The sequence below is a fragment of the Serratia sp. Ag1 genome, assembly GCF_000743355.1.
In the GTDB taxonomy this organism is placed as follows: Bacteria; Pseudomonadota; Gammaproteobacteria; order Enterobacterales; family Enterobacteriaceae; genus Chania.
On the sequence record NZ_JQEI01000016.1, the window covers coordinates 196367 to 212552 of the forward strand.

The window sequence follows — 16186 nt, forward strand, 5'->3', positions numbered from 1 at the left end:
TTTACAGCGCCATCGCCAGCCGTGTGCCCTGATCGATAGCGCGGCGTGCATCCAGCTCAGCGGCCACGTCGGCACCGCCAATCAAATGCACGGTTTTCCCCATTGCCAACAGCGGTTGTTGCAATTCACGGCGCGGTTCCTGCCCGGCGCAAATCACAATGGTATCCACCTCCAGGCAGCTTTTCTGATCGGCGCGCACGATGTGTAAGCCTCGATCATCAATGCGCTGATAGCTGACGCCGTTCAGCATCTTCACACCGCGCATTAACAGGCTGGTGCGATGGATCCAACCGGTAGTTTTGCCCAGCCCTTCACCCACTTTGCTGCTTTTACGCTGCAACAGGAAGATCTTGCGTGGGGCTGGTGGCACCAGCGGCCCTTGGGCGCTCAAGCCCCCTCGCTGGTTAAGCAGTGCATCAATTCCCCATTCGCGGTTAAATGCCTGCCGATCCAGACTGCTGGAGAGATCGTGCTGGCTGAGGTATTCGGCGGTATCAAAACCGATCCCGCCAGCGCCAACGATCGCCACCCGTTGGCCGACCGGTTTTTTGTCACGCAAAACATCAAGATAACTCAGCACGTTGGCCTGCTCGATGCCGGGAATCGCTGGCAGGCGTGGCACGATGCCGCAGGCGAGGATCACTTCATCGAAATCGGCCAAATCCTCTGCTTGCACCTGATGCCCCAGGTTCAGCGTCACTTCGCGCAGCGCTAACTGGCGGCGGAAGTAGCGTAGGGTTTCGTGAAACTCTTCTTTGCCGGGGATCTGTTTAGCGATGTTGAATTGCCCACCAATCTCATCGGCAGCGTCAAACAGCGTTACCTGATGCCCACGGCTGGCAGCGGTGGTGGCGAATGCCAGCCCGGCAGGGCCTGCACCGACCACCGCCAGCCGTTTGGGTTTTTCTGCCGGAATCAGCGGCATTTCGGTTTCGCGGCAAGCTCGGGGGTTCACCAGGCAAGAGGTGAGTTTGCCTTCGAAAATCTGATCCAGGCAGGCCTGATTGCAGCCGATACAGGTGTTGATCTCATCGGCACGGCCTTCTGCCGCTTTTTGCACAAAAGCCGCATCGGCCAGGAACGGGCGCGCCATAGAAACCATATCGGCGCAGCCTTCGGCCAACACCTGCTCCGCGACTGCCGGATCGTTGATGCGGTTGGTGGCGATCAACGGGATCGTCACTTTGCCCATCAGCTTGTGCGTCACCCAGGTGAACCCGGCGCGCGGCACCATAGTGGCGATGGTCGGGATACGTGCTTCATGCCAGCCAATGCCGGTATTGATCAGTGTGGCACCGGCCTGTTCGATCGCCATGGCGAGCTGTTCGATCTCCTGCCAGCTTGAGCCTTCTTCCACCAGATCGAGCATGGAAAGACGGTAGATCAGAATAAATTCTGGGCCGACCGCTTGCCGCACGGCACGCACGGTTTCTACGGCGAAACGCATACGGTTGCTGAAACTGCCGCCCCATTGATCGCTGCGCTGATTGGTACGCGCCACCAGAAACTGGTTAATCAAGTAACCTTCGGAACCCATCACCTCAACGCCGTCATAACCCGCCTGTTGCGCCAGCGCGGCACAGTGGGCGAAGTCGGCAATGGTCTGTGCGATTTCTGCGCTCGTCAGCGCTGTTGGGGTGAACGGGCTAATCGGCGCTTGTAAGGCGGAAGGAGCTACCGGTTGTGGCTGATAGCTGTAACGCCCGGCGTGCAGAATCTGCAGCGCGATTTTGCCGCCTGCCTGATGCACCGCATCGGTGATGATCCGATGATGCGCGATCTGCTTTGGTTGATTCAAGATCGCAGCACCGTGCTGTACCACTCCTTTTTCATTGGGTGCGATACCGCCAGTGACAATCAGGGCGACCCCCGCTGCCGCGCGTTCGGCATAAAATGCCGCCAGGCGCTCCGGGCCATTCGGTAATTCTTCCAGGCCAGTGTGCATCGAACCCATCAGCACCCGGTTTTTCAGGGTGGTGAAGCCGAGATCCAGCGGCGCCAGCAGGTGGGGGTATGCGCTCATTGCAGTCTCCAATGTAGTTATATACCCGTCATACTTCAAGTTGCTTGGGTGTTGGCTGCCTTCACTCACCCCAGTCACTTACCTGAGTAAGCTCCTGGGGCTTCGTTCCGTTGCCGCCTACAAGCAACTCGAATTATTTTGGGTATAGTTATAGGTGTTACCGAGTGGTCGGACGAGATAAATCTAGCCGTTGTCGGCGGCGTTGGGAATTAAGGATGCGCTGAATGTGATGAATATCATGAATCGTGAGTTGCAACGTGTATGAAAAATCAGCTAGCATTTGCGTGCTGTATACCCGTTAGCCGTTTAGGGAATACATTTTCAGCCTCTTTCTATCTGCGGAGCCATTAGCGAAGATGAATAACCACACCTGTTGATATCTTGTCCCATGTCGTGCATGTCAGTGCCGAATGGGGGGTTTTGATTTCATTCAGGAGTGTTTATGGCTCACTTTGCGCAGTCTCCTTACCTCGTTTTACATCAATTAACCTGTCAGTTTGCTAATGGCGAAATCTTGTTTGGTCCGCTTAACCAAACTCTGGAACAGCAGCACTATGGGCTAGTGGGGCGCAATGGCGTAGGGAAAACCCGTTTGCTACGCCTGATTGCGGGTTTGGATAAACCCGCTGCTGGGCATGTTGAAACTCACGCTTCTTTCGCCTATGTCGCACAGCAACCGCACATCACTCAACAGATGACTCTGGCGCAAATGCTGGGTTATGGGGAGATTTTTGCCGCACAGGCACGCCTCGAGCAGGGATGCCCGCAGCATGATGATATTGATTGTCTGGAAGGTCAGTGGGATCTGGCCGAACGCCTGAAAATAGCGTTTGCCAGTGCAGGGTTACCCGCTTTTGACCCGCAACGGCCAGCCAGTGGCCTGAGCGGTGGTGAGCGTATGCGTGCAGCTTTGTGTGGTGCATTGCTGACAGGGGCGGATTTCCTGTTGCTGGATGAACCCACCAATCATCTCGACGTTAACGGGCGTGAATGGTTGTATCAACAGATTGCGCAGTGGCCTGGAGGCCTGTTGATAGCCAGCCACGATAGGCAATTATTGGCACGGATGCAGCGAATTGTTGAACTTAACCCGGATGCACTGCGCAGCTACGGTGGCAATTATCATGATTACCATCAGCAGCGGGAGCAGGAGCAGCAAGCGGCGCGTAATCAACTGGAACATAGGGTACTGGAAAGGCGACGGGCCCGCATCCGTCTGCAGAAAGAGCATGATAATTACCAACGCCGTTCCGCCCAGGCGCTGAGATCTGTGAACACCCGGAACGTTGCCTCTTTTGAGAAAGCGGCCATCAAAGGCGCGGCCCGCGACATCATGGGGACAATACGGAAACAGCATCAGGGGCAAAAGAGTTCGTTGGATAACGCCGTGCGTGAGGCTCGGGATAGGGTGGCAGAAGATAACCCGGTGATGCTGACTTTGCCAGGCAGTACAGTGGCGGCAGGTAAGCAGGTGTTAGTCTTGGAGCAACTGCAACTGCCTTTCATCTCTATGCCGTTACTCAACTGGCGGATGGATGGCCCAATGCGTGTCGCTATCACTGGCCCGAATGGCTGTGGAAAATCTACCTTACTGAAAGTGATCATCGGGCAGTTACCCGCCGTTAGTGGTCATTGCCACTGTTCAGTAGTGCCAGCTTATCTCGATCAAAATCTCTCTTTACTCGATCTGACGCGTTCGGTCGTCGATCACCTTGGTATACAGGATACTCCACTGGCTGAGGGGGTTCTGCGTAGCCAACTGGCGAATCTGCAATTGAGTGCCGAGCGGATTATGTTGCCATTATCGGTACTGAGTGGCGGAGAACGCCTGAAGGCGGCATTGGCCTGTGTGCTATGGCGTCGTGAGCCTGCGCAATTATTGTTGCTGGATGAACCGACCAACCACGTGGATCTGGCTTCAGCTCAGGCGATTGAGGTCGCGTTGGCGGCATTCCCCGGTGCGATGCTGGTGGTATCACACGATGAGGATTTCCTGCAGGCATTGAAACTGACTCATCGGTTGTATTGGCAGAATGGGAACTGGCACTTTCAAGCGATATAGCCGGGCCAAGGATTTCAGTTTTCCCCGGACTCAGATCTATACTTAGGATCGTTTTGTACGATTTTGAGAGCTTTGATATGACACCAGTGGCAAAAACTGCCGACGTAATTTATTACAACGGCATTATTTTCACGGCGGATGCGGCAAACCAGGTTTGCAGCGCGTTGGCAGTAGGGCAGGGATACGTGCTGGCTGTCGGGGATAATGAGCAAGTGCTGGCGCTTGCAACACCGACAACCGAGCGTATCGATCTGCATGGCAAAATGATGATGCCGGGCCTGATCGACAGCCATATGCATCCGTTCTGGGGCGGTAAGCAGCTGAAAGGCTGCAGTTTGCATTATGCGGCGCTGACGGTGGAACAGACCTTGCAGCATATCCAGGCACACCTGGACAAATACCCGGCTCATGATGATAACGAATGGCTGACGGTGCGCGCTTGGCAGCGTCAGGCCATGGTACCGGTCGGGGCTGACATGAGCCGTGCGGTGCTGGATACGCTGAATACCCGCCGCCCGGTGGCGTTATTCTCCAACGATTGTCATACGTTGGCGGCCAACAGCCGTGCGCTGCAAATGCTGGGGATTGATGAAAATACCCCAGTACCGCCAGATGGCAAAATAGCCCGCGGTGCCAACGGCCAACTGACGGGGATCCTGGAAGATGCGCCCGCGATGCGTGCCTTCGACAGCATTCCTTCTGGCACCGCTGAGCAGAACGTGCAGATTGCCGCTCACGTGCAGCAGGTGTTGCACTCTCAAGGCGTTACCACTGTGATGGATACCCGTGTGTTTGCTGAACAGCTTGCGGCCTTTGCCGCGCTGCGCGAGCGCGGTGATCTGACGCTGCGCGTTCTCGGGGCGAAAGAAGTGACGCCAGACAGCGTGCAGGGGCCAGAGGATGCCGCCCGGGCGGTGCAGGAGGTGGTCGCCTTCGCCAAGCAGTGGGGCGATAAAGAGTGGACGCCGCAGGCCGGTATTGCGGTTGATCACTTGAAGCTGTTTGTGGATGGCGTGTTGCAACCGCCGACCATGACCGCCGCGCTGTTGCGGCCGTATCGTGAACACCACGGTGAAATGCCAGGTGAACGCTATGGCGATCTCTACTTCACCACGCCAGTGCTGAACGCGCTGATGGTGGAGTGTGGCCGCGCTGGCCTGCATCCGCACACCCATACGGTGGGGGATGGGGCGATCGAACAGGTGCTGGACGCGGTTGAACTGATGCGTGCCGCCTGCCCTGGCAAGGACATTCGCCCTGGCTTGGCACACAACGAATTGGTGGCAGCACATCAGTACGCACGTTTTGCCGAGTTGGGCGCGACGGCGGTGCTGTCATTCCAGTGGGCTGGTTTACCCGGCGTGCTGATTGATGAAGAGCGTGAAATGCTGGGTGAGGAACGTTTCCCTCACTTGGAACCGGCGGCACGTTTTCTGGACGCAGGAGCGCGCGTGGCTTACGGCAGTGACTGGCCGATCGATCGGTTGGACGAATGGTATAACCTGCAGGTCGGTATGACCCGCCGCGCGTGGGATAGCGAAGGCAACCCTGCTGGGCCGCGTCTGGATAACGATCGCAACCTGACGCTGATCGAAACGCTGCGTGCAGCGACCATTGATGCGGCCTATATGATTGCCAAAGAGCAATACATCGGTTCGCTGGAAGTGGGCAAATTCGCTGATGCGATCGTGCTGCAGCAAAACCTGTTTGAGCAACCGGCAGAGAAGCTGTACCAGACCCGTATTGAACGGACGCTAGTGGGTGGCCGAGTGGTCTACCAGGCGTAAATGTGACCGGGCGGGAACGGGCATTGAGCCATTCCCGCCCGATTAAAAAGTAGAAAGCTGATTGTTAACTTCCCCGGCGCCTTGTCTTGTGCCAGTATTCGTTTCCTTAATTTTACGCAGCTTAAAAAACGCTGATTAACGATGCAGTTTTGTATCAGGAGATGATACGGTAATGCCGCAAAATATTCGGTTGCAACGAGTTCTTAAAACCCCTGCCTTGGTTGCGTTCGGCCTCGCCTATATGGTGCCGCTGGGCGTATTTACCACCTATGGTCAGGTTACCGTTTTAAGTCAGGGCCACTTGCCCATCGCTTATCTGGTGACCATCGTCACCATTCTGTTTACCGCTTTGAGCTATTGCCGGATGACCAACGCCATGCCGTTGGCCGGGTCGGCCTACTCTTATGTTCAGCGCAGTTTTGGCGGTAAAACCGGTTTCCTGGTCGGTTGGGCGCAGATCCTCGATTATCTGTTCCTGCCCATGCTTAACTATCTGGTTTTAGGTATTTTCTTGCACGAGGCGTTTCCGTCGATCCCTGCTTACGTGTTTATTCTGACTTCCATCGTTAGCGTCAGCTTGTTGAATATTCTCGGGGTACGCTTGCTGAACTCCGTGAACTTCACGCTGATCGCTCTGCAGATGGTGTTTATCGTGCTGTTTATTGCCTTGTCATTCAGCGGGGCCGATCTCAGCCCAGAGGCGCTGATGAAGCCATTGCTGGTGGATGCCGGTGATTTTTCTGGCCTGATCGCCGGTGCTGCGGTGCTGTGCCTGGCGTTTCTGGGGTTTGATGCCATTGCCACCATGGCCGAGGAAGCCGCCGACGCCAAACGCACGCTGCCGCGCGCTATTCTGATCACCGTGATCAGTGCCGGGGCGATTTTTGTCGCTGTTTCTTACGCTGCTCATCTGGCGTATCCAGACTGGAAGGCGCTGATCCCTTATCAGGATACTGCCAGCCTGATTATCTCCGAGCACGTTGGCGGGAAGTGGATGTACAACTTCTTTATGGCCACTTACCTCACCGGGGTTTACGCCTCGTCGATGACGGCGCAAACCGGCGTATCCCGGATCTTTTACGCCATGGGGCGCGAAGGGGTGTTGCCGCGCAGAGTATTCTTCCATCTCCACGCCCGTTTCCATACGCCGTGGCGTGCGATTGTGTTTGTCGCCATCATCTCCCTGCTGGCGCTGTGGATGGATCTCAGCATGGTGGTTTCGATGATCAGCTTTGGTGCTTTGGGGGCGTTCACCTTCGTCAACCTCAGCGTGATCAAACACTTCCTGGTGAATGAAAAACGCCGTGGCTTGGGGGCGATGCTCAAATACGGCCTGCTGCCGCTGATCGGTTTTGCCATGTGCGTCTGGCTGTGGTTCAACCTGGATCCAGAAGCGTTGAAAGTCGGTTTTATCTGGCTGCTGGCCGGTTTCCTTTATCTGCTGTGGCTGACTAAAGGGATGCGCCAGGATCCCCCGGCGGTTGCCCATGACGATATTTCTCACCTGATAGATTGAGTCGTTCAGGCTTTTCAAAGGCGATCCATGGGGTCGCCTTTGTCTTTTTAACGTCCATCAGTATAAATACACTCCAGCAGCACGCTGAACGCTGCGGCCATCTGTTCTTCCGGCACGCAGGCAAACCCCATCAGCAGGCCGCGCCGGGTGCTGGATTGCATGTAATAACGCGACAGCGCGCGCACCAAGACCCCGCGCGCGCTGGCTGCGGCGGCAATGGCTACATCGTCGGCATTGTTGGGCAGATTGAGGATCAGGTGCAGCCCGGCATTGCTATTAAACTCACTCAAGGCCTGTTTACCCAAGTGTTGCTCAATCAGCGCGGTAAGAAACGTGCGGCGTTTGGCATACAATAAACGCATACGGCGGATGTGGGCCGTGTAGTGCCCTTCCTGAATAAACTGTGCCAGCGCCGCCTGGATCAACAGATGCCCACCGCGATACAGCTCGGCATGGGCGATTTTGAACTCTTTCATTAGCGGTTTTGGCAGCACCATATAGCCCAGGCGCAGGGCGGGATACAGCGTTTTGCTGAAGGTGCCGATATAAATCACTGGCGCATCGGCCTCTAACCCTTGCAGCGCCGGGATCGGCTGCCCCGAGAAGCGGAATTCGCTGTCATAGTCATCTTCCACAATCCAGCTACCGGCATAGCGTGCCAACGCCAGCAGCCGCTGCCGCCGTGCCAAACTCATCACGGAACCCAGCGGATATTGATGCGAAGGGGTGACAAAAATCAGCCGTGGCGCACTCGTGGTTTGCTCTGCTGGCACCATACCTGCTTCATCCACTTCACACGGGCAAATATTGACGTCGTTCATCCGCAGAATATTGCGTATGCCCCAATAGCCCGGTTCTTCGATCCAGGCATTGTCGCCAGGGTTGCACAGCATTCGGGTCACCAGATCGATGGCCTGATGAATGCCCTCGGTAATCAGGATCTGTTCCGGTGAACAGCGCACCGAGCGTGCCACACGCAGATAATCCACCAACGCATGTTGCAGTTCCGGGCTGCCACCCTGATTGCTGTAGGTCAAACGTTGCGGAGTGGGGCGGCGGCTGATGCGCGCCTGGATCTTACTGAAAATCTGATGTGGAAAGGCATTGACGTCGGGCACGCCGGGGATAAACGCGCCCCACTGCTTCGGGCTGGCGCTGGCGTGGTGCAGCAAAGTGGCCCCACGTTTTGACAGCTCAACGCGCCGTTGTTCGCCGTTATCGTTAACCGGCTGGCTGGTCGTGGAGAGATAGCTGTCCGGCACGGTTTCTGCGACGAAGGTTCCACTTCCCTGACGCGAAAGCACATATCCTTCAGCCAGCAGTTGTTCGTAAACCGTTAACACCGTGTTGCGGGATAAACTGAGTTCCTGAGCCAGATCGCGCGACGCCGGTAAGCGGCTGGAAGGGGGCAGGCTGCCGTCCAGAATGCTGGTGCGGATCGCATTGTAAAGCCGTTTATGCAGCTTATCACCGGGCTGCTCGCCGAGGCGTTGCAGCAACAGGTCACCACTTAATGAGCGCAATTGGATCCCTCAATTAAACGTAACTGGCACTAGATTATAGGGCCACATCCTGGGTAAATAAACCTCATTGTTTCGCAGTTGTGAACAGAATTGACAACAGACACTGTCCGGAGAACACCAGATGAAAAACGCAGAACTGAATCAACGCCGTTTAGCCGCCACTCCACGTGGGATTGGTGTGATGTGTGGTTTTTACGCAGAGCGCGCTGAGAATGCCACTTTGTGGGATGTAGAAGGCAATGAGGTGATCGATTTCGCTGCGGGTATTGCCGTGCTCAATACCGGCCATCGCCATCCGAAGGTAGTGGCTGCCATAGAAAAACAGCTCCAGGCTTTCACCCATACTGCTTACCAGATTGTGCCGTATGAAAGCTATGTCACGCTGGCGGAGCGCATCAACCAGTGTGCGCCGATCGAAGGGGCCTGTAAAACCGCTTTCTTCACCACGGGCGCAGAAGCGGTGGAAAACGCGGTGAAAATTGCCCGCGCCTATACCGGTCGCCCAGGCTTGATCACCTTCGGCGGCGGCTTCCATGGCCGTACTTACATGACCATGGCGCTGACCGGCAAAGTGGCTCCTTACAAACTGGGTTTTGGCCCGTTCCCCGGTTCGGTGTTCCACGGCCAGTATCCGAATGCGCTGCATGGCGTCAGCACCGAAGACGCGATGAACAGCCTGGAGCGTATTTTTAAAGCCGATATCGACCCGAAACAGGTGGCAGCGATTGTGCTGGAGCCGGTGCAGGGCGAGGGCGGCTTCAATATTGCGCCGCCGGAATTTATGCAGGCGTTACGCACATTGTGCGATCAGAACGGCATCTTGCTGATTGCGGATGAAGTGCAAACTGGCTTTGCCCGCACGGGCAAGCTGTTCGCCATGGACCACTACGCGGTGAAACCAGACCTGATCACGATGGCGAAAAGCCTGGCGGGGGGGATGCCGCTGTCGGCAGTGGCTGGCCGTGCCGAAGTGATGGACGCCCCCGCACCGGGCGGGCTTGGTGGCACCTATGCGGGTAACCCGCTGGCGGTGGCCGCCGCACTGGCAGTGCTGGAGGTGATCGAAGAAGAGCAACTGTGCCAGCGCTCACAGCGTTTGGGGCAAGACTTGGTCGAAGTACTGCAACAGGCGCGTAAACATTGCCCGGCGATTGCCGATATCCGTGCCAAGGGTTCGATGGTGGCGGTGGAGTTCAACGATCCGGCTACGGGCAAACCATCACCGGAGTTTACCCGTCAGGTGCAGCAAAAAGCCCAGGAAGAAGGCTTGCTGCTGCTCAGCTGTGGCGTATATGGCAACGTGATTCGTTTCCTCTATCCATTGACCATCCCTGATGCCCAGTTTAGCCAGGCGCTGGCGATCCTTGCGCGTGCGCTGGCCCAATAAGGAGCGAGAACGATGAAATTACATAATCCCGAATTACTGCGCAGCCAATGTTTGATCAACGGTGAATGGTGTGATGCGCGCAGCGGCAAGCGTGAAGCGGTGATCAACCCGGCCACTGGGGCCGAATTGGCCACGGTTCCGTTGGTCAGCGCGGAAGAAACCCAACAGGCGATCGCTGCCGCACAGCAGGCGCAAATCGGCTGGAAGCAACTGACGGCCAAACAACGTTCAGCGTTGCTGCTGGCTTGGGCCGATAAAGTGATGGCGGCGCAGGAAGATCTGGCGCAACTGATGACCGCTGAACAGGGTAAATCGCTGGCTGAAGCGCGTGGTGAGGTGGCCTATGCCGCCTCGTTTATCACCTGGTTTGCTGAAGAGGCCAAACGTGTCGATGGTGCCGTACTACAGGCACCGCTGGCGTCGCAACGGCTGGTGGTGGTGAAACAGCCGATCGGCGTTTGCGCGGCGATTACCCCGTGGAACTTCCCGGCGGCGATGATCACCCGCAAGGCTGCACCGGCTCTGGCGGCGGGCTGCACCATGATCGTCAAACCGGCTGAGCAGACGCCGCTGACCGCGCTGGCGCTGGCTAAACTGGCACAGGACGCCGGGATCCCGGCAGGCGTGTTGCAGGTGATTACTGGCGAACCTGCACAGGTTGGCAAAGTGCTGTGCGACAGCCCGGTGGTGCGCAAACTGAGCTTCACCGGTTCCACCGAAGTGGGGCGCATTCTGATGGCGCAGTGCGCGCCGACGATCAAAAAGCTGTCGTTAGAACTGGGCGGTAACGCACCGGTTATCGTGTTCGATGATGCCAATCTGGATGCCGCTGTGGCGGGCATTATGGCGTCGAAGTTCCGCAACAGCGGCCAGACCTGCGTGTGCGCCAACCGGATCTACGTGCAGGACGGCATTTATGATCGTTTGGTGGACAAACTGGTCGCCGCAGTGGAGCAACTGAAAGTGGGTGATGGCTCGCAGGACGGCACCACGCAGGGGCCGCTGATCGATCAGGGCGCAGTGGAGAAAGTGCAAAGCCACATTGATGATGCGCTGATCAAAGGGGCACAGATTGCTACCGGCGGGCAGCCACACGCGTTGGGCCGGACTTTCTTCCAGCCGACGGTGATCACCGGGGTGACACAGCAAATGCGTTTTGCCAAAGAAGAGACCTTCGGCCCGGTGGCACCGTTATTCCGTTTCCATGACGAAGCAGAGGCTATCGCCATGGCTAATGATACTGAATTTGGCCTGGCGGCTTATCTGTTCACTCAGAACGCGGCACGCCAGTGGCGGGTACCGGAAGCTTTGGAGTACGGCATGGTGGGGATCAATACCGGGTTGATTTCCAACGAAGTCGGACCATTTGGTGGCGTCAAGCAGTCTGGGCTTGGGCGTGAAGGATCGCGCTACGGCATTGAAGAATATCTGGAGCTGAAATACCTGTGTATCGATGTGAGCTGTTAACCCCCTGGACTTCAACACTTCCCGGTGGCGTGGGCTGCCGGGATGCAAAGGATGAACTATGCCTTCTGAAAACATCGCTATTTCTCCGGCGGTTGCCGCCGGGGAGCGGGTATCTGCACCCGCCAAATCACTGAGTTTCCTCGAAGGGGTCGCCATGATCGTGGGGACCAACATCGGCGCTGGCGTGCTCTCCATCGCCTACGCCTCCAGCAAGGCAGGCTATTTACCTCTGTTATTCTGGCTGGTGCTGGTCGGTTGCCTGACTACCATCACCATGCTTTATGTGGCTGAATCGACTCTGCGTACCCGGGCGCATCTGCAACTGAGCGGGCTGGCCCGGCGTTATGTTGGCAGCTTTGGCTCCTGGCTGATGTTTGCTTCAGTCTGTGTCAACAGCGTTGGTGCACTCACCGCCTACATGACCGGCAGCGGTAAATTGCTGCAATCCCTGCTCGGTATTTCCCCGGCCCTCGGTAGCCTGCTGTTTTTTATCCCGGCGGCGCTGGTGTTGTATCTGGGCCTGAAAGCCATTGGCCGTGGCGAGAAATTTATCAGTATCGGCATGGTGGTGATGATTGCCATGCTGGTGGCCGCGACGCTGTTAAAAGAAACCACCCAAATGCGCAATCTGCTGGACGGTGACTGGCGTTTTATGGTGCCGGTGTTCAGCGTGGTGGTGTTCTGTTTTTCTGCACAATACATCGTGCCCGAGATGGCGCGTGGTTTCGCGGACAAGCCAGCACAACTGCCAAAAGCGATCATCGTCGGTATGGCGATCACCTTCCTGTTGCTGGCAGCGGTGCCGATGTCGGTGATTGCTCTTAGCGGGCTGAATAATATTTCTGATGTTGCCACCATTTCCTGGGGCCAGGCGTTGGGGCAATGGGCCTTCTTCTCTGCCAACATCTTTGCACTGTGCGCGATGCTGACTTCTTACTGGGGATTGGGCGGCAGTTTCCTGACTAATATCTTCGACAAGTTCCGGTTGGGGGACGATGAGCAACCTTTCCGTCGCTTTGGCGTACTGCTGCTGGTAGTGCTTCCGCCGTTTGCTTTGGCCTACAGCGGCCTGGTTTCTTTCGTTAATGCGCTGTATTTCGCTGGGGTATTCAGCGGTGTGATCCTGTCGATCATGCCGATGCTGATCTTGCGACGCGCGCGTCAATCTGGCGATCAGGCACCGCTCTGGCAGTGCAACTGGATCACTCATCCGATTCTGCAAGTGAGTATTGTACTGCTGTATATGGGCGGTGCGGTGTATGCCGTTGCTTCGCTCTTGGGCTATTTACCTGCCGGGTGGTGACGTTTTCCTGAAAGTGATGTTGTGTTTCTCAGTGTGAGAACGGCGGCGCTGTGGCCGCCGATTTTTAACTCCGCATTTTTTCCGGCAGCGCCAGCCAAGCCTGCACCGCAGGGCGTTGCCATTGCCGCTGTGCGTAACGACGCAGATTCTCCGGAACTTCGTCACCGTGCATCACCAACCGATTAAGCATTAGAGCTAAGTCGGTATCAGCGATGCACCACTCGCCAAACAGATGATCCTGGCCGTGGCTCAGCAACTTTCCCGCTGCAGCGATCAGCTTCTGTGCGGCCTGTTGGGCTGCCGCACTCAATGGGGCGAATTTACCCTGGTTGAAAATGACTTCTGTCGGGCGTTCTGCACGCAGTGGCAGCAAATCGCTGCGCAACCAGGCCTGAACTTCACGCGCTTTGGCACGCTGTTTGGCATCCTGCGGGTAGACCGGATGAGCAGGGTGGATCTCTTCCAGATACTCATCAATGGCGGAAGATTCGGAAAGATGAAAATTATCGATTACCAGCGTAGGTACCCGGTGGGTCAACGACAGGGCGCCGTAGGCTTGGCCCTGGTTTTCGCCCTGTGACAAATCTACCGGTTTGAGGGTGAACGGAATTCCCTTTTCGGTCAGAGTAATAAATACCGACATGGCGTAAGGGCTGACAAAGTTTGCATCGGTGTAAAGCACGGCTGTTGACGGATTCATTGGTGTTCCTGATGAGTTAAGAGGAACCGAAATCATTGGCGAAAAAGCAAACCAAATCAAGGCACCGTGCTGATGATAAAAAATAATGAGGCATTAGGTTGGTTAATGAAGGCTAGGAATCACTGACTAGCACGATGCCTAGCCGATCGATTAAACCGACAATCTGCTGGCTATCCAGTTGCGCGCCTTCCAGGTCAACCTGACGGAGATCCAGTTCACCCAGCTCGGAACCAGTAAGATCGCAATGATTGAACGTGGCGGACCGCCAGTCGAAATGGTTGAATTCACCGCCGGAAAGGTCTGATCCGATAAAGCTGGCACCGAGCACGTTGGCACCGTTCCAGCGGTTTTCCCACAGTTCACATTTTTCCAGCACCACCTTGGAGAAGTTGGTGTAACTCAGATTGCTTTTGGTGATAAAAGCGCTGCAAAAGTAGCTGCGTTGCGAAATCATGTTCATAAAGTTGGCACCGCGAAAATCGGCCCCTTGTACTTTGCACTCGCGGATCTCCAAGCCTAACGCGCTGGTATTCCTGAAATCCGCCAGGGAGAGATCGCAGCTTTTGAAGCTGGCATCTTTCAGCACTGCCCGGTTGAAGGAGCAACCGAGTTGGGTAGCTTCGTCATAGAACAGGCAGCCGACAAACTGGGTATCCGTCAGATCGGCACCGGAGAAATCACAGTTAAGGAACTTGCCATTGGTGATGGTCGCACCGCGAAATCGATCGCGTTCGATCCGCGTGGATTGCAGGACTATCGGTTGCATTTTATCACCTGTTTTTTTATACAGTTTTTAGGATAGTACCTGAGGTGGGTGATGAAAGGAAATAACTTCCTTTCTCTGCAATCATCCCGCTGTAATTTGAAATACTTCGGATATCCCTTGCAGTGCAAGCGCTTATAAATCATGATTGAAACGTTGTTTCACTTCTACTCTTCAGGCCAATTTTGAACTTACACGCGGCACTGCGCCAGAGCGTGACCCATACGCGCTGGTATGCCAAACGAAAAAGCTATCGGGTGCTCTTCTGGCGTGAGATTACCCCGTTGGCTCTGCCGATCTTTTTAGAAAATACCTGCGTATTGCTGATGGGGGTGCTGAGTACCTTCCTGGTCAGTTGGCTCGGTAAAGAGTCGATGGCGGGGGTTGGCCTGGCAGACAGCTTCAACATGGTGGTGATGGCCTTTTTCGCCGCAGTCGATCTGGGGACCACGGTGGTGGTGGCCTTTAGCCTCGGTACGCGAGATCGCAAGCGGGCAAGGGCTGCGGCGCGCCAGTCGTTGGTGTTGATGACCGCAGTGGCGTTATTACTGGCGGTAGCGATCCACCTGGCGGGTGAGCATATTATTAATGTGATTGCCGGTGCCGCCACGCCCGAGGTTAAAGCGCTAGCGCTTTCCTATCTGCAAACCACGGTGTGGAGCTACCCGGCGGCGGCGATTGCGCTGATTGGCAGCGGGGCGCTGCGTGGGGCGGGGAATACCAAGATCCCGCTGCTGATTAATGTCGGTATGAATATCCTCAATATTCTGATCAGCAGTACGCTGATTTATGGCCTGTTTAGCTGGAATGGGCTGGGCTTTGTCGGTGCGGGTCTGGGGCTGACCATTTCCCGCTATCTCGGCGCTATCGGCATTATTTATGTGTTGATGATTGGCCTGAACCCGGCACTGCGTATTTCATTGAAGAGTTATTTCACCCCGCTGAACAGCAATATCCTGCGTGATGTGCTGGGGATTGGTATCCCCGCCAGTATCGAGTCGGTGCTGTTCAACTGTGGAAAGTTGCTGACGCAGATGTTTGTTGCCGGTATGGGGACCAACGTGATCGCCGGTAACTTTATTGCCTTTTCTATTGCCGGGCTGATTAACCTGCCGGGGAGCGCTTTGGGCTCGGCGTCGACCATTATTGTCGGCAAGCGTCTGGGTAAAGGGCAAATAGCTCAGGCCGAGAAGCAACTGCGCTATGTCTTCTGGCTGGCAACCATCGGCTTGACGATGCTAGCCTGGGGAACCGCGCCGTTCGCCGGGCTGTTTGCCTCTTTATATACCCAGGAAGAGGATGTTAAAGAGGTAGTGAAAATCTTGATCTGGCTGAACGCGGCGTTTATGCCGATCTGGGCGGCGTCTTGGGTGCTGCCCGCCGGGTTGAAAGGTGCGCGTGATGCCCGTTTTACCATGTGGGTCTCAATGTTAGGCATGTGGGGTTGCCGCGTGGTGGCCGGTTATACCTTGGGCGTGCTGCTAGGGATGGGGGTGATCGGGGTGTGGCTGGGGATGTTCAGTGATTGGGCGGTACGCGGAGCGTTCTTCTATTGGCGTATGGCCAGCGGGCACTGGCTGTGGAAGTATCCGCGTATCAAGAAAACCCCACTGGCCATAACCGAGCATAAAAAACTGGCTGAGTAATCAAACTGT

At 56.0% G+C, this 16186-nt stretch carries 11 protein-coding genes; 7 read left to right on the plus strand and 4 right to left on the minus strand.

All coding sequences use genetic code 11. The annotated features are described in order from the left end of the window. Position 1: 1 nt before the first annotated feature. Positions 2-2023 (minus strand): FAD-dependent oxidoreductase, encoded by a 2022-nt coding sequence (locus tag IV04_RS11065; RefSeq protein WP_037397785.1) that lies wholly within the window; start codon positions 2021-2023, stop codon positions 2-4. Positions 2024-2465: 442 nt separating this feature from the next. Here IV04_RS11065 and IV04_RS11070 point away from each other — a divergent pair, with 442 nt between their 5' ends. From IV04_RS11070 to IV04_RS11080, 3 genes are all read left to right on the plus strand, one after another. Continuing rightward, entirely contained in the window at positions 2466-4085 is a 1620-nt protein-coding gene (locus tag IV04_RS11070) for an ABC-F family ATP-binding cassette domain-containing protein (RefSeq protein ID WP_037397788.1), read from the plus strand. Positions 4086-4162: 77 nt separating this feature from the next. Then, positions 4163-5872 (plus strand): amidohydrolase, encoded by a 1710-nt coding sequence (locus IV04_RS11075; protein WP_037397791.1) that lies wholly within the window; start codon positions 4163-4165, stop codon positions 5870-5872. Between the two features lie 172 nt (positions 5873-6044). Continuing rightward, on the plus strand, positions 6045-7388 hold the full coding sequence (locus IV04_RS11080; RefSeq protein ID WP_037397794.1) for an APC family permease: 1344 nt from the start codon (positions 6045-6047) through the stop codon (positions 7386-7388). 47 nt (positions 7389-7435) lie between these two features. Here the strand turns inward: IV04_RS11080 and IV04_RS11085 are convergent, their stop codons facing one another. Further along, positions 7436-8911: a PLP-dependent aminotransferase family protein gene (locus IV04_RS11085; protein ID WP_037397797.1), complete on the minus strand. Its 1476-nt coding sequence runs from the start codon at positions 8909-8911 to the stop codon at positions 7436-7438. A 121-nt stretch (positions 8912-9032) separates the two neighbouring features. Here IV04_RS11085 and IV04_RS11090 point away from each other — a divergent pair, with 121 nt between their 5' ends. The 3 genes from IV04_RS11090 to IV04_RS11100 are packed head-to-tail and all read left to right on the plus strand — an operon-like array spanning position 9033 to position 13068. After that, positions 9033-10298, plus strand: coding sequence for a 4-aminobutyrate--2-oxoglutarate transaminase (locus IV04_RS11090; RefSeq protein ID WP_037397800.1), 1266 nt, complete (start codon positions 9033-9035; stop codon positions 10296-10298). A 12-nt stretch (positions 10299-10310) separates the two neighbouring features. Continuing rightward, entirely contained in the window at positions 10311-11765 is a 1455-nt protein-coding gene (locus IV04_RS11095; protein ID WP_037397803.1) for an NAD-dependent succinate-semialdehyde dehydrogenase, read from the plus strand. 58 nt (positions 11766-11823) lie between these two features. After that, positions 11824-13068: an amino acid permease gene (locus IV04_RS11100; protein WP_037397806.1), complete on the plus strand. Its 1245-nt coding sequence runs from the start codon at positions 11824-11826 to the stop codon at positions 13066-13068. Between the two features lie 64 nt (positions 13069-13132). Here the strand turns inward: IV04_RS11100 and yfcF are convergent, their stop codons facing one another. Together yfcF and IV04_RS11110 are read right to left on the minus strand one after the other, a co-directional pair. Then, on the minus strand, positions 13133-13768 hold the full coding sequence (gene yfcF, locus IV04_RS11105; protein ID WP_037397809.1) for a glutathione transferase: 636 nt from the start codon (positions 13766-13768) through the stop codon (positions 13133-13135). Between the two features lie 112 nt (positions 13769-13880). After that, entirely contained in the window at positions 13881-14534 is a 654-nt protein-coding gene (locus tag IV04_RS11110) for a Qnr family pentapeptide repeat protein (protein ID WP_037397812.1), read from the minus strand. A gap of 182 nt (positions 14535-14716) precedes the next feature. Between IV04_RS11110 and IV04_RS11115 the strand changes: the two genes are divergently transcribed. Beyond that, complete coding sequence (locus IV04_RS11115) at positions 14717-16177, plus strand: EmmdR/YeeO family multidrug/toxin efflux MATE transporter (RefSeq protein WP_037397814.1); 1461 nt, start codon at positions 14717-14719, stop codon at positions 16175-16177. Positions 16178-16186: the final 9 nt, after the last annotated feature.

Coding starts and splice junctions, on each gene's coding strand:
- IV04_RS11090 (WP_037397800.1), top strand. CDS start 9,033: ATGAAAAACGCAGAACTGAATCAACGCCGTTTAGCCGCCACTCCACGT.
- IV04_RS11075 (WP_037397791.1), top strand. CDS start 4,163: ATGACACCAGTGGCAAAAACTGCCGACGTAATTTATTACAACGGCATT.
- IV04_RS11100 (WP_037397806.1), top strand. CDS start 11,824: ATGCCTTCTGAAAACATCGCTATTTCTCCGGCGGTTGCCGCCGGGGAG.
- IV04_RS11110 (WP_037397812.1), bottom strand. CDS start 14,534: ATGCAACCGATAGTCCTGCAATCCACGCGGATCGAACGCGATCGATTT.
- IV04_RS11065 (WP_037397785.1), bottom strand. CDS start 2,023: ATGAGCGCATACCCCCACCTGCTGGCGCCGCTGGATCTCGGCTTCACC.
- IV04_RS11070 (WP_037397788.1), top strand. CDS start 2,466: ATGGCTCACTTTGCGCAGTCTCCTTACCTCGTTTTACATCAATTAACC.
- yfcF (WP_037397809.1), bottom strand. CDS start 13,768: ATGAATCCGTCAACAGCCGTGCTTTACACCGATGCAAACTTTGTCAGC.
- IV04_RS11080 (WP_037397794.1), top strand. CDS start 6,045: ATGCCGCAAAATATTCGGTTGCAACGAGTTCTTAAAACCCCTGCCTTG.
- IV04_RS11095 (WP_037397803.1), top strand. CDS start 10,311: ATGAAATTACATAATCCCGAATTACTGCGCAGCCAATGTTTGATCAAC.